The organism is Alcaligenes sp. 13f, from assembly GCF_020496585.1.
Taxonomy (GTDB): domain Bacteria; phylum Pseudomonadota; class Gammaproteobacteria; order Burkholderiales; family Burkholderiaceae_B; genus Alcaligenes; species Alcaligenes phenolicus.
In genome coordinates this window covers 51851-65730 of record NZ_JAHKKC010000010.1, presented here as the reverse complement: position 1 = coordinate 65730, position 13880 = coordinate 51851, and the positions used below count along the sequence as shown (strand labels likewise).

Here is a 13880-nt window from a genome sequence, read left to right as displayed (position 1 = left end):
AATTTGCTGAAATGACGGGCTTAACACGATTTTCTGTTGCCAGATCCCAAGCCTTTGTGCTGTCGGGGTGGAGCTTTTCTGCGATTTCTGGCGGCTCATTTTTTTGGATACACCATGAAACGCACCTACCAACCCTCCGTTACCCGTCGCAAGCGCACCCACGGTTTTCGCGTTCGCATGAAAACTCGCGGTGGCCGCGCTGTTTTGAACGCACGTCGCGCCAAAGGTCGCAAACGTCTGGCTGTATAAGCCATGTCGGGATGCGGGGCCCAGGGTGATGGATCTATTATCTAAAGCCCGACTCCCACGATACGCATCATGCGTGCCTCCTTTCCAGCTACGGCTCGCTTACATAGCCCCACCGAATACGCGCAGTCATTAAAAGGACAGCGTGTAGGTCGCGGGGCTTTGTTCGTGGTCACTCGCTCTCGTGGCGAGGACCCACACCAGACCGAAGGCGCCCGTTTGGGACTGATCGTCCCCAAGCGCTTTGCCAACCGCGCCGTCACCCGCAACACCATCAAACGTATCTTGCGTGAAACCTTCCGCCACAAACGCGAAGGCTTGCCCAATGCCGCCTATGTCTTTAGGCTGCACAGCAAGGTGCCCCTGGTGTCGCTGACTGTCTTGAAGCAACTGGTTCGCGATGAAGCCACCACCTTGTTGTCCAGGGTACGGCCATGATGCGCAAACTGGCTTCGGCGCCGATCCGCTTTTACCAGTTTTTTCTGAGTCCCTGGATCGGCAGAAACTGCCGCTTTACCCCTAGCTGCTCCAACTATGCCTTGCAGGCCATTGACATTCATGGCCCGCTCAAAGGCTTATGGCTAGGGGGTGTACGCATCTGCCGCTGCAATCCCTGGTGCAAGGGAGGGCATGATCCTGTGCCCGCTCGCACGCCCGAAGACCGCAACACTTTCTAAAACCGTCCTGGTCTGCGCCTTGTTTTTCAAGGCAACCCCCTGTTTGCCGACCAGCTACGTTAAACTGCTAAGCTTTTGCTCAGCTTTATAAATGTGATACAGGCGCTATGGATATCCGACGCACCATCCTATGGATGATCTTCTCCTTTGCACTGCTGCTGCTGTGGAACAACTGGCAGGAATATAACGGCAAGCCATCGCTGTTCGCTTCCACCCCAGCCACCACACAAGCGCCAGCAGCCTCCGACGAACCTGCCGCAAATGGTGGTGTTCCCGCTGCTCAAGAGCCGACTGCGTCTGCTGCCTTGCCCTCGAGCAACAGCGCGGTGTCCGCCACAGCGCAAACCATCGACATCACGACAGACGTCTACAAGCTGGGCTTTAGCACCGAAGGTGCCCAGCTGATCAAGGCCGAGCTGTTGAAGTACGGTTCGCCCGAGAACCCCGAGCAGCCCATGGTGCTGCTGGATAACTCGCCTGCCTCCACCTACCTGGCCCAGTCCGGTATTGTGGGTGCCTCTGGCCAGAACCTGCCCAACCACCTGACCCCGTTCACCCTGGTCTCCAGCCAGCGCAGCATGACGGGCGATACGCTTGACGTCGTGTTTGAAGCTACTGCGGACGACGTGAAGGTCACCAAGACCTACACGCTGCACAAGGGCCGCTACGACATCCAGGTTCGTCACGACATCCAGAACAATACCGGCTCGGCCATTGACCCGCGCCTGTACCTGCAACTGACTCGCGACGGCAACAACCCACCCGACTCTTCCCGCCTGTACAGCACCTTTACCGGTCCTGTGGTCTATTCCAGCGGCGACAAGTTCCAGAAGATCACCTTCTCGGACATCGACAAGAACAAGGCCGCCTACGCTCGCAGCGTGGATAACGGCTGGATCGGCATGGTGCAGCATTACTTTGCAACCGCCTGGGTTCCTGCCCAGGACCTGCAACGCACCAATGAGATCCTGAAGCTGGGCAACAATCTGTACGCCGTACGCACGCTGGAATCGGTCGGTTCGATCGCCGCTGGCCAGAGCAAGGCTGTGGACGCTGCCCTGTGGGTAGGCCCGCAAGACCAGAAAGCCATGTCGCAACTGGCTACCGGTCTGGACCTGGTGGTGGACTACGGCTGGCTGACCATCATCTCCAAGCCTTTGTTCAAGCTGCTGACCTGGCTGCATTCCCTGCTGGGTAACTGGGGCTGGGCCATTGTGGCGCTGACCGTGCTGATCAAGCTGGTGTTTTTCCCGCTGTCGGCTGCCAGCTACCGCTCCATGGCCAAGATGAAGCAATTTGCTCCACGCATGCAAGCCCTGCGCGAGAAGTTCGGCGACGACAAGGCCAAGCTGAACGCCGCCATGATGGAGATGTACCGCACCGAGAAGATCAACCCGCTGGGTGGTTGTTTGCCCATGCTGGTTCAGATCCCCGTGTTCATTGCGCTGTACTGGGTGCTGCTGGGCAGCGTCGAGATGCGCGGTGCACCCTGGATTCTGTGGATTCACGACTTGGCCGCACGCGACCCATGGATGATTCTGCCCGCCATCATGATGGGTACCATGTTCCTGCAGATCAAGCTGAACCCAACGCCACCTGATCCAATGCAAGCCAAAGTCATGATGCTGATGCCTCTGGTCTTTGGTGGCATGATGTTCTTCTTCCCCGCCGGTCTGGTTCTGTACTGGTGCGTGAACAACATCCTGTCCATTGCCCAGCAGCGCTACATCATGGTGCAGATCGAAAAGAACAGCGCGAAAGCAGCCAACAGCTAATTCGCTCTGACACAAAAAACCCCGCTACGTTTAGCGGGGTTTTTTTATGCCTGTTATCTACCCGATTGCACTAAACGCTACTGCCCGCCAATAATGCCTTGTCCCCCAGCGCTTAAAGACTGTGTGCACACATTTATTAGCTTTTCCTCTCTGCCCCGATCGTAGAAATTTCATTTTCTGTGTTTCTACTTACCGCTATGATCGGGATGAAAACCCCTTTCAATAGCAAAAAGCTATTCGTTCGCTAAAATCATTTGATTTAACTATTTCGACCAAGGCAAGTAGACTGATCTCAACTTCTTAAAACGACCCGCACCCTCGGTTCGGGTCAGCTTCAACGGAGAATCACAATGAGCAACAAAACCCTGACGACCGCCGCTGGCCGCCCAGTTGAGGAGAACCAGAACTCCATGACGGCAGGCCCTCGTGGTCCCGTCCTGATGCAGGATTATTGGCTGCTGGAGAAGCTGGCTCACTTTGACCGTGAACGCATCCCCGAGCGCGTGGTGCACGCCAAGGGTTCGGGCGCTTTCGGTACCTTTACCGTCACGCACGACATCACGCAGTACAGCATGGCCAAGGTCTTCAAGCCAGGCAGCCAAACCCCCGTTTTCTTACGTTTTTCCACCGTAGCTGGTGAAGCAGGAGCCGCCGATGCAGAACGCGACGTTCGAGGATTTGCCCTCAAATTCTATACAGAAGACGGAAACTGGGACCTCGTGGGCAATAACACTCCTGTCTTCTTTATACGGGATCCACTGAAGTTCCCCGACTTCATCCACACACAGAAACGCGACCCGCGCAGCCACCTGCGCAACATGAGCGCTGCCTGGGATTTCTGGTCCCTGTCGCCCGAATCCCTGCACCAGGTCACCATCCTGATGAGCGACCGCGGCTTGCCCTGTAACCTGCGCCAGCAGCACGGCTTTGGTTCGCACACCTATAGCCTGATCAACGACAAGGGCCAGCGCCACTGGGTGAAGTTCCACTTCAAATCCCAGCAAGGCATTGCCAACTACACCAACGAAGAAGCCGCCAAAGTCGTAGGCCAGGACCGCGAGAGCTCGCAGCGCGATCTGTACGAAAACATTGAAAAGGGCAACTTCCCACGCTGGGCGCTGCGCATTCAGATCATGACCGAAGAGCAGGCCCGCACCTACCACATCAACCCCTTTGACGTGACCAAGGTCTGGCCACATGGCGACTTCCCGCTGATCGATGTGGGCATGCTGGAACTGAACGAGAACCCCACCAACTACTTCGCCCAAGTGGAGCAAGCCGCCTTTACGCCTGCCAACCTGGTGCCTGGTATTGGCCACTCGCCCGACCGCATGCTGCAAGGCCGTATCTTTTCCTACGGCGACACCCAGCGCTACCGTCTGGGCGTGAACCACGGCCTGCTGCCGGTGAACGCACCCCGTTGCCCGTTCCACAGCTACCACCGCGATGGCGCCATGCGTACTGGCGACAATAACGGCGGCACGATCAACTACGAGCCCAACAGCCAGGGTGAATGGCAACAGGCTCCCCGCAGCGAACCACCTCTGGCGCTGGACGGCCAGCCGGCAGATCACTGGGATCACCGCGTAGACGATGATTACTACTCGCAGCCCGGCAATCTGTTCCGCCTGTTCAACGACGAGGAAAAGCAGCGTCTGTTCAGCAATATTGCCGACGCCATGGCGGGTGTTCCCAAGGAAATCATCGAACGTCAGCTGGGCCACTTCACCAAGGCAGACCCTGCCTACGGTGCAGGTGTCAAAGCAGAACTGACAAAACGCGGTCAGCTTTAAACCCTGACCGGGCTGTTTAAGCCATCAAAGAATCGGCTCCCCATCTACAATCGGGGAGCCGATTTTTTTTGCACTGGCCCTGCGTTTTCCTATCGAGCCCCACCATGAAATTTGGCTACACCATCATCTACGTTCCCGACGTCGGCCAGGCACTGGATTACTTCAACCGCGCGTTTGGCCTGACCACCAAAATGCTGCATGAAACCGGCTTGTACGGTGAGCTGGAAACCGGCCAAACCACCTTGGCCTTTGCAGCGGAAATGCTGGCCTATATGAATTACCCCAAAGGGCATTTGTCGGCTCACGCCTCAGACGTGCCCCTGGCCATTGAAATCGCCCTGGTCTGCGACGATGTGCCCGCAGCTCATGCCAAGGCACTGGCGGAAGGCGGCACAGAACTGGCACCACCACAGAACAAGCCATGGGGACAGATGGTGTCTTATGTGCAGACGCCAGAGCGTGTTGTGGTGGAGTTGTGTACGCCGGTTAAATAAACGAAAACGCCAGCAAAATTTGCTGGCGTCGGCCCTGATGGCGAGACAGGAAAAGTGTCATTTCAAAGCAGGGGGTTCGACAGGATCCCTGGTCGGCATGCAGGCGCCGGGTTCAAGCCTTGCCAGGCAAAACAACGGGTGCAGCCAGCAAACCAGCGGAGACAAAGGCAATGATCTGCTCAAGAATCTCGTCGGTATTGTTGGGGTCACAGATACCTGGCGCCAGCTCTTCCAGCCGGTGGGTATCGGAGAAGGCATACATATAGGCCCCAATCATCAGGACCACACGCCAGTACACGTCCTTGGCCTGCAGCTCGGGCAGTATTTCTTCCAGAATCTGCACATACGCACGCGTTGAGCCGTCGTAGGCTTCATTACGCAGTTTGTAGGAAATCTCGGCTGGCTCGGTGTGCAAACGTGCTTGCAGCCGCAAGAAGCGGCGGCCTCCGGGTGTCTCGCGCAAGGCTATCGTGGGTGCCAAAAACGCGCGCACCACATCATCGACCAGGACCTTGCCATCTTGATCGCGCAGAGCATGCAAGCGCCGTAAACGCTCATCGGAAATGGTTTTGCCTCGGCGGATGAACACGGCCTCAAACAGGCCGTATTTGGAACCAAAGTAGTAGTTGATCAAGGCTTGGGTCACAGCCGCTTTTTGAGCAATAACACGCAATGTGGTCCCGGCATAGCCAGTCTCGGAAAACTCTTCCTCGGCGGCGTCTAGAATCCGCTCTGACGTGTTGTCACCTACCCCTTCCGGGCGTCCAGGCTTATCCCGTTTGACCCAAGAGCTATCCGACGACAAAGTTACACGGCCCATATTTGCCTCAAAATTTGATTCATTCTTATCTACCAGCTAAGCCAGATTGGCGACGCGGCGCCGTGCCCGATGCACAGAACCATTACGTGTGGCCCAACGCAAGACGAAAGCAACGCTGTTCACCACTTTGCGACGCCACCACATAGATATAGCGCTGGGGCGATGCTCAAAACAGCGTTGAGCCCACTCTGGCAGCATATCCAGCGCCGCTAACAGGAACACCCTGGCAACCCAAGCCTTGGGTCCCTTAAACAGGGTATGTGAAGACATCAAAATTGTAGCTACTTCCCGGGTTCGCGCATCAACCCGTAACTGCGGGCCGGCTTGTGCAAACAACTCCCTCAAGATTGCCGCATCCATGACCAGGCCATCCGCACCCAGCAACACGGCAACTTTCGAGTATTGCGCAGCATAGCGATCCTGCTGCTCCGGCGCCAATTTGGCATTACGCCAGCGCATATGAGATTGCAGAAAACAATACGCCTGCGTGTGATGCACCCAACGCAGCAACTCCGGGTCATTGGCATCGTAAGGCGTGCCATCCGGCAAATACCCGTGTATGTGCTCATGCACCCGCCGTACCTGATCAATGCAACGCTCAGCCTGCTCCGTACCGGCATAACTGACTGCCGAGATGAACTGCGCCGTTCGACTCAAGCGCCCCTGCATATCCTGGCGAAAACGGGAGTGATCCCAGACCCCAGCCAATACCCTCGGGTCCAGCATCTGCAAACACAATGCAGAAATCCCCCCGAGCATCATGGAGGTGAAATCTGCATGCACTTCCCACACAGCCGACTGTGGGCCAAACAAGCCGGGGTCGCCCGCAGGCGTCGTAAAGTCTACCGGGCTGCCTTGCAGACCGGTAATAATGTGAATCTGGTTCTCAACATACTGACGTATCGACAACAAGACGCTCCCTCCGGCCCCACCTGTTAAACCTGTAATGCTTTCGGCTGAAAGTCAGTAGCATTATATGAATAAACCCAGTCCGTCTTGATGCCGCCCGCGTGCGGGTTTTTCTTCTGCTGCTCACGGTATTCGGCATCACGCTTGGCCTTGGCTTGGCTATCGGACAGGTGATAGGTGCGGCCGCGCTCACGTGCTTCCAGTTGCACCCGGCTGGTACGTGGCAAGCGTTCTGCTTCATAAAGCGACAAGGCCGTATCCAGATCATCGGGCAAGGCAGCCAAGGCAACAGCCAACACATAAGCGTCCTCGATAGCCATTGCCGCGCCCTGAGACAGGAAGGGCAGCATCGGATGCGCCGCATCACCCAGCAAAGTCACACGGCCTGCCGACCATTTGGTCATAGGGTCACGATCAAACAATCCCCAGCGATAGACATCCGTCACACGCTCGAACAGCTTGACGATATTGGGGTGCCAATCCTTGAAGTCCTGCAGCATTTCCTGCTGGGTGCTGCGCGCATTCCAGGACTCCTCCACCCAGCTGGCTGTTTCATTCACCGCCACAATATTGACGGCCTTGCCGCCGTTCACGTAATAGGTCACCACGTGGCTTTTAGGACCCAGCCAGAAGGAGGATTCGGGTGCGACAAAATCAGGCATCTCATCAAAGGGCACAACGGCCCGGTAGCACATATTGCCGGTGAACTTGGGTTCTTCCTCCCCAAAGATGGAACGACGTACTTCCGAACGTACTCCATCGGCCCCCACAATCAGATCAGCCTCAAAACTAGAGCCGTCAGCAAAATGTGCCACCGCCTTGCCATCTTGCTGCGACACACCGGTGCACTGCGTGTTGAAGGTGACCGTTGTTGTATCCAGAAGCTCGGTCAGCAAATGATGCAGGTCCGCGCGATGCACGTGAAAGAACTCCGCCCCATACAGCTTCGGGCAGTCGCTCTTTAAAGGGATACGGAAGCTTTCCTCTCCACTGGACCAATCACGCCCCACCAAAGCCTCGGGCAAGAAACCAACCTTGGCCAGCGCATCGTGGGCACCTAAAGCATTGAGCACCTTGACGGCATTCGGAGTCATTTGAATCCCGGCACCGACCTCTCCAAAGGCGGCTGCACGCTCAAACAAATGTACTTCGATGCCGCGTTGCTCCAGGGCTGCTGCCAAAGTCACGCCACCAATACCACCGCCTATCACACCTACTTTCAACGTTTTTTTCATGCTGTACATCCTCGGTGTTTGGGCCTTGAGCAGCCCAAACCTCCCCAATTAATTAAACAAATAAATAATAAATACGCAAAAAAACTGATAAGCCTAGATCACCAGCAAAGGACGCAAGTCTGCATACGGACGAACCTCGCCGTACTTCTGTTGAATATCAAACAGGCTCGCGTCATGAGGCTCCTTGGCTCGGTCACCCACGCAATCTGCCAGGACAAAAGGGCGCAAGCCGCAGGACATGGCATCCACGACGGAAGCACGTACGCACCCGCTGGTCGTTGCGCCAGCAATCAGCAAGGTCTGCACCGCCCGCTCTGCAAACCAGGCAGCCAAGGCAGTACCAAAGAAGGCCGATGGAACCGTTTTACGCACAACCAGTTCACCCGGTGCAGGCTTCAGGGCATCGACAATGGCACTGGCTGGATTGTGCTCTCGCAGCTGCACCAAACCGGGGACTTTCAGACCGAATACATTGCGGTCGGCGCTGTCATCGGCAAAGACAATGCGGCTGTGCGCCACCGGCCAGTTCTGTGCCCGCGCATCCGCCAGAACCGTGCGCGTTTGCTCAATGGCTTCCAGAATATTTCCACCACCAAATGCTTGAGGGTCGGCAAAACCGTTAACGAAATCCACAATTAACAGCCCGACATTGCCTTCAAGCTCCAGCCCTTGCCCAAATCCCTGTCGCTCGTAAACACTCTGGCTGCTCATGCCAACTCCTCCACAAGCTTGCCCTCCCGAACGGTCTCGCAACCATCTACGGTCACGGTGCAAGCACGCAGCGGAATATCGATGTGGCAAGCCGTCGTGCGGTCGCCCCCGACCTCATTATTGGGGCCAAAAGAGAACAAGAAATTGCCCGCATAGGCACGGGCATCCATGCCCAAGGTTTGCTCTTTGTCGTAAAGGCCAAGCGTGGACCAGTGAGCACGGGGCTGCAAACCCCAGCCTATGTGGGACATGGCGTAAGCCTCAGGATCATTGAACGAGGCCATGTATTCGCGCAGCAGCTCGGCATCCAACCCACCCTCAATCGAGGTCACCACACCGTTCTCGACTGTCATGGTGATCGGGTCAGCCGCATAGGACTTCATGGGCAACAAGATGTCGCCACGATCAATCACGATGCGGCCATGAGCCTGACCTTCGTTTGGCCAAGTCAGGATAAAACCGCTGGGCCAGTGATCCCAGCGCCCCGGCTCATCCACAAAGCCGTATTCCTTTACTACCGGGTACTGCCCCAAAGGCATGACCAGATCCGTACCTGCCCTGGACGTGGCCCGCATTTCACGAGCGCCCTGTAGCACCTGTGCCGAACGCTCCACACGTTCCTTATCCTGCAAGGACGGCACCATACGCACCAGCACCTCGGGCGGTTCGGCTGCCAAGAGAATTTTGGTGCCCGACTTCAAAATCTCATGCTGTTCGGGAGAGAACAGCAAGGTCATCAGATCCAGCACCAAATCACTGGCCTTGAGGGCGGCAATCGCTGCTGGATTACCCGTCAGCGGAGTCGTGCCCAAGTAAGCCAGAAGGTCGCGGCTCAATGCTTTTTCTGCGTTTACAGGCAGCAAGTCCACCTGCATCTGGGTTGCCCCCAAAGATGCCACGGCCAGCTTGGCGGTAGCCAAGGTTTGAGGATGGGTATGCGAACTGGTCAGAATGGTGACCATCTGCCCCGGCTTCACTCCAGAAAGACTCAGCACCTCATTCCAGGCCTGAACCATTTGATGATCAGATACAGCCATCTTCCACTCCTGTTTCTTGTTAAAAGGTAAGGCCCAGAAAGGTGCCCAATGCGCGATAAAAGCCTTCCTCGTCATCCCAGGGGATCATGTGCCCAGCGTCTGGTACACCCAAGATCTGCAAGTCAGGCTTCAAGGACTGCGCCTCTTTACTATCCTCATCGCGAATGACATCCCCCTTGCCCGCCACCATCAAGGCCACCCTCCAATCATTAAGCTGGCTGAAGTCCGGGAACGCATCGTCGGTGTGGAACCACTCGTAGCTGTCCGTCACTGCGCGCACATCGCAGGTGTGCAGCCACTGGGCGCGCAGCGCCAGTTGCTCGGGAGTCCAGGTCGGGCAAAACTGCCGCATCTGCTCGGCGCTCATACCTTGTTGAGCCTGTGCAATCGAATCGGTGTACCAGGCGATATTCGCCGGATAGGGGCGTCGCCCTGGGCCGGACACTGGCGGATCCACCAGCACCATGGCGGCCCCCTTGGCCAACCCTCGGCTGGCCGCACGCAACAGAATGCGCGCCCCCATGGAGTGCCCCACATAAATGGGCGACTCCAGTGCCAGCTCCCGAACGAACTCGCACAGATCATCCGCGCAAGCATTCACGCCGTAATCCAGATCTGCGCCTGCTTGAGAAAGACCACGACCACGTACATCAAGCACATACACATCAAAATGCAGGGCCAGACGCTCTGCCACAAACCCCCAGGTGGGAGCAGGGCTGGTGATACCCGGCACCAGCACCAAAGCGGGTCCGGGACCGCCATAACGCAAGTAGTGCTGCCGGATGCCGTTAGCGTGGACATGAGCGCCATAGCTAAGTCGCGATGGGAGTTCAGTCGTCTTGTTCATGCTCATCATCAGCCTCCCAGGTAAGCACTCAATAGTTCAGGATCTTTCAGCATGCTGGCGCTGTCTTTCTCTGCAATAACGCGCCCTGTCTCCAGCACATAGGCTCGACTGGCTACGTTCAGCGCGTTATGCACGTTCTGTTCCACCACCAGAATGGACACGCCATGCTCACTGATGTCCCGCACCACCTGAAAAACCTCCAGCGCCATCTTGGGGCTAAGCCCCAAAGAAGGCTCGTCCAGAATCAACAGCTCCGGTTCTGACATCAATGCCCGAGCAATCGCCAGCATTTGCTGCTCCCCGCCGCTAAGCGTGCCTGCCAGTTGCCTGTATCGCTCTTTCAGGCGCGGGAAGCGATGAAAGGCAATGCCTTTACGCCGCTCCACTTCAGTCTTGGACTTGATCAGGTAAGCGCCCAGATCCAGATTGTCTTCAACGGTCATTTCAGGCCACACATGCCGTTCTTCAGGGCAGTGAGCCAAACCCAGCTTCAGAATATGTTCAGGGCTACGACCACTGATCACCTGTCCCTTCCAGGTGATCTGGCCAGAAGTAGGGCGGATCAGACCGGAGATTGCCCGGAGCGTGGTGGATTTCCCGGCGCCATTGGCTCCCAGAATGGCTACAACTTCACCAGGCTGCACATGCAAGCTGACGCCATGCAGGGCCGTCAAATTGCCATAACCCGCCACCACATCCTGCAACGCCAATAGAGGTTCAATGTCCTGTTTACTCATGCCGCTTTCCCCATATAGGCTTCCAACACTTGCTCATTGGCCTGAATCTCTGCCGGTGTTCCCATTGCCAGTTTTTTGCCAAAGTTCATGACCACGATCTGGTCAGACACACGCATGATCAAACCCATGTTGTGCTCTACCAGCAAAATGGACTCCACCCACTGCCCAGGCAGCTGTTTGAGCAAGTCGGCCAAGCCTTCTGCTTCATGTGTATTAAGTCCGGCGGCTGGCTCATCCAGCATCAACAATCTGGGTTTAGCACCAAGAGCAACGCCCACCTCCAGCAGTCGCAACTCGCCACAAGACAAGGAGCTGGCCAGGACATCAGCACGCTTGGCCAAGCCAATCTGATCGAGAATACGGCGGGCCGAGACGATGATTTCCTGTTCGGTTTTTGCCTGCTCTTTGCTAGGCCAGAAAGTGCGCCACAAGGGTGCCCGATCAGCCAAATAATGGGCATGGACCAGATTGTCGAAAACACTCAGAGCCCGCAGCACATTAGTCTTTTGAAAAGTGCGTATGACGCCCTGCTGTGCCATGCGATACGGCTTGCTGGCCGTGACCTCTTTGCCATCCCATAACACCCGCCCACGAGTAGGCTGATAAAAGCCGGTGATAAGGTTGAAGCACGTTGTTTTGCCAGCCCCATTGGGCCCGATCAAGCTGACGATTTGCCCGGCAGGAACGGTGAAATCAATATCCTGAACCGCATGAATACCGCCAAAGGATTTGCTGAGACCGCACACTTCAAGCATGACGCGTCCTCCCAAATAAATGATGAAAACGCTGCTGCACAAATCCCATGATTCCATCCGGTGCAAACAGCACCGAAGCCATGACGATCAGTCCAAATAAGGACAGACGCAACTCCTTGAATTCGCGCAAATACTCTTCCAGCAAGGCCACCACAATGGCCCCTGCAATAGGCCCCAGCAAGGTGCCTTTACCGCCCAGCAAAACGATAATGATCATGGTCGCGGTAAACGGAAAACCGAAAACTTCCGGCCCTACAAAACTGATGTAGCTGGCGTAGTAAGCCCCGGCAATCCCGGCCAGAAAGGCCGCCACCACAAAGACAAACTGCGAGTAGCGAAAAGGATCAATACCGACCGATTGCGCCACGTAGTTGTTCTCTCGCAGAGTGACGGCAGCACGGCCCGCACTGGAATGCACCAGGCGGTAGCAGATGTAGAAAGTGATGGCGGCCAGCACAATGCCCATCACCACAAAACCCCGCTTCCCAGCCAGCCAGGGCGACATGTCCAGCAAGGCAGGATGAGCCACACCCGAGATGCCCATCGGGCCATTGGTCAGGTCCACCCAGTTATTGGCCAGCAGGCGCAGGACCTCGGCAAAGGCCAGCGTCACAATGACAAAGAAGGGCCCATTCAGACGCAAAGTCACACGCCCGATCACGTAGCCCGCTGCCGCAGCAATCAAGGCCGCCGCGGCAATGGTGACCGTGACAGGCCAGCCCACCGCGGGCGAGCTCAAAATGGCGACTGAATACGCACCCAGACCAAAAAATGCCACATGACCCAGCGGGAATTCCCCTACATAGCCAATGATCAGGTTCAGGCTGCTGGCCAGCACGCTATACATCAGCACCAGCACCAGGATATGCAGCAAATAATCGTTCTGCACAAAACCAGCGAGCAACGCCGACAAGGCCAGGAAGCCCACCATAAAGTGACGTTCTATTTTCATTTACGCGCGCTCCGCTCGAACCGAAAACAAGCCATAGGGGCGGAAGAACAGAATCAAGATAACCAGGGCAAAGCCCACCATGTCCGCTGTCCCCGTTTGCACATAACCTCCCCACAGCGCTTCTGCCACGCCCAGGATCAAGCCACCCAGAATGGCACCACCGAAATTGCCCATCCCGCCCAGAATGACCACCACAAAGGCCTTCAAACTGATCAGGCCACCGATCGAAGCCTGCGCGACATAAATGGAGCTGAGCAACATGCCCGAGGTTGCCGCCAGGACTACACCCAAGGCGAAGGTGGAGGCGTAGATAGTGGCGGTATTGATACCGACCAGACTGGCCGCCGTCGAGTCCTGGAAGGTGGCCCGCATGGCTTTGCCCAAACGGGTTTTCTGGATCAGAAGGCGTGCGCCGACGATGGCCGCAATAGACATCCCGATCGCAAAAACACGCACCTCGGTAATGAATATCGGTCCCAAAAACAGGGGAGTATTAGGCACCGGCGCCACCACTTTCAGAGGTGCCGTACCCACGATCATCAAGGCGGTATTTGTCAGGAAAATCGACAAACCGATAGTCAGCAAAATGCCGGGCTCCGGGCCCTTGTCCCGGATACGAGCAATCAGGAAGCGATCCAGCAGCCAACCAAACACCGCGACGATCACCATGACCAGCGCCAGGCCCACAAAGAAATTCAGCTCCAGTTGCTGGGTCACCAACCATCCCAGCAGGCCACCGATCATGTAGAACTCGCCATGAGCAAAGTTCACCAATCGCATCAAGCCAAAAATCAGGGTCAGGCCCAGGGCCGACAGCGCGTAGAACGTCCCGTTCACCAGTCCATTGGCAATGAACTGCAGCAATAAATCAAACACAATGCCCCCTCATCAA

At 56.4% G+C, this 13880-nt stretch carries 16 protein-coding genes; 6 read left to right on the top strand and 10 right to left on the bottom strand.

Translation table 11 applies throughout. From position 1 onward, the window contains the following. Window positions 1-114 precede the first annotated feature (114 nt). From rpmH to KOE80_RS10335, 6 genes are all read left to right on the top strand, one after another. Entirely contained in the window at window positions 115-249 is a 135-nt protein-coding gene (rpmH, locus tag KOE80_RS10360) for a 50S ribosomal protein L34 (protein ID WP_003800771.1), read from the top strand. A gap of 69 nt (window positions 250-318) precedes the next feature. Further along, on the top strand, window positions 319-684 hold the full coding sequence (locus tag KOE80_RS10355) for a ribonuclease P protein component (RefSeq protein WP_042485108.1): 366 nt from the start codon (window positions 319-321) through the stop codon (window positions 682-684). Then, complete coding sequence (yidD, locus tag KOE80_RS10350; RefSeq protein WP_035269485.1) at window positions 681-923, top strand: membrane protein insertion efficiency factor YidD; 243 nt, start codon at window positions 681-683, stop codon at window positions 921-923. The genes KOE80_RS10355 and yidD overlap by 4 nt, the downstream gene beginning before the upstream one ends. Window positions 924-1030: 107 nt before the next feature. After that, window positions 1031-2698, top strand: coding sequence for a membrane protein insertase YidC (gene yidC / locus KOE80_RS10345; RefSeq protein WP_226349079.1), 1668 nt, complete (start codon window positions 1031-1033; stop codon window positions 2696-2698). Between the two features lie 350 nt (window positions 2699-3048). After that, entirely contained in the window at window positions 3049-4491 is a 1443-nt protein-coding gene (locus KOE80_RS10340; RefSeq protein ID WP_045930459.1) for a catalase, read from the top strand. 104 nt (window positions 4492-4595) lie between these two features. After that, the gene (locus KOE80_RS10335; protein ID WP_162091042.1) at window positions 4596-4985 is read left to right on the top strand and encodes a VOC family protein; all 390 of its coding nucleotides are present in this window, start codon (window positions 4596-4598) and stop codon (window positions 4983-4985) included. 112 nt (window positions 4986-5097) lie between these two features. Here the strand turns inward: KOE80_RS10335 and KOE80_RS10330 are convergent, their stop codons facing one another. The 10 genes from KOE80_RS10330 to KOE80_RS10285 form a co-directional block, all read right to left on the bottom strand. Beyond that, window positions 5098-5805 carry a TetR/AcrR family transcriptional regulator gene (locus tag KOE80_RS10330; RefSeq protein WP_137431119.1) on the bottom strand — a complete coding sequence of 236 codons (708 nt, stop codon included), beginning with the start codon at window positions 5803-5805 and terminating at the stop codon, window positions 5098-5100. Window positions 5806-5841: 36 nt separating this feature from the next. After that, window positions 5842-6717 (bottom strand): oxygenase MpaB family protein, encoded by an 876-nt coding sequence (locus KOE80_RS10325; RefSeq protein WP_226349078.1) that lies wholly within the window; start codon window positions 6715-6717, stop codon window positions 5842-5844. 23 nt (window positions 6718-6740) lie between these two features. Further along, complete coding sequence (locus KOE80_RS10320) at window positions 6741-7949, bottom strand: FAD-dependent monooxygenase (RefSeq protein ID WP_226349077.1); 1209 nt, start codon at window positions 7947-7949, stop codon at window positions 6741-6743. 93 nt (window positions 7950-8042) lie between these two features. Next, window positions 8043-8660, bottom strand: a complete 618-nt coding sequence (locus KOE80_RS10315) for an isochorismatase family protein (RefSeq protein ID WP_060186798.1) — start codon at window positions 8658-8660, stop codon at window positions 8043-8045. Then, window positions 8657-9697, bottom strand: coding sequence for a 2,5-dihydroxypyridine 5,6-dioxygenase (locus KOE80_RS10310; RefSeq protein ID WP_226349076.1), 1041 nt, complete (start codon window positions 9695-9697; stop codon window positions 8657-8659). Before KOE80_RS10310 ends, KOE80_RS10315 begins: the two co-directional genes overlap by 4 nt. Window positions 9698-9716: 19 nt before the next feature. Next, the gene (locus KOE80_RS10305; RefSeq protein ID WP_226349075.1) at window positions 9717-10544 is read right to left on the bottom strand and encodes an alpha/beta fold hydrolase; all 828 of its coding nucleotides are present in this window, start codon (window positions 10542-10544) and stop codon (window positions 9717-9719) included. 8 nt (window positions 10545-10552) lie between these two features. Then, window positions 10553-11281: an ABC transporter ATP-binding protein gene (locus tag KOE80_RS10300; protein WP_035269507.1), complete on the bottom strand. Its 729-nt coding sequence runs from the start codon at window positions 11279-11281 to the stop codon at window positions 10553-10555. After that, a complete protein-coding gene (locus KOE80_RS10295; protein WP_115634665.1) occupies window positions 11278-12036 on the bottom strand; it encodes an ABC transporter ATP-binding protein in 759 nt (252 codons plus the stop codon). The genes KOE80_RS10300 and KOE80_RS10295 overlap by 4 nt, the downstream gene beginning before the upstream one ends. Next, window positions 12029-12988, bottom strand: a complete 960-nt coding sequence (locus KOE80_RS10290) for a branched-chain amino acid ABC transporter permease (RefSeq protein ID WP_045930453.1) — start codon at window positions 12986-12988, stop codon at window positions 12029-12031. The genes KOE80_RS10295 and KOE80_RS10290 overlap by 8 nt, the downstream gene beginning before the upstream one ends. Then, window positions 12989-13864 carry a branched-chain amino acid ABC transporter permease gene (locus KOE80_RS10285; protein WP_035269511.1) on the bottom strand — a complete coding sequence of 292 codons (876 nt, stop codon included), beginning with the start codon at window positions 13862-13864 and terminating at the stop codon, window positions 12989-12991. Between the last annotated feature and the right edge of the window lie 16 nt (window positions 13865-13880).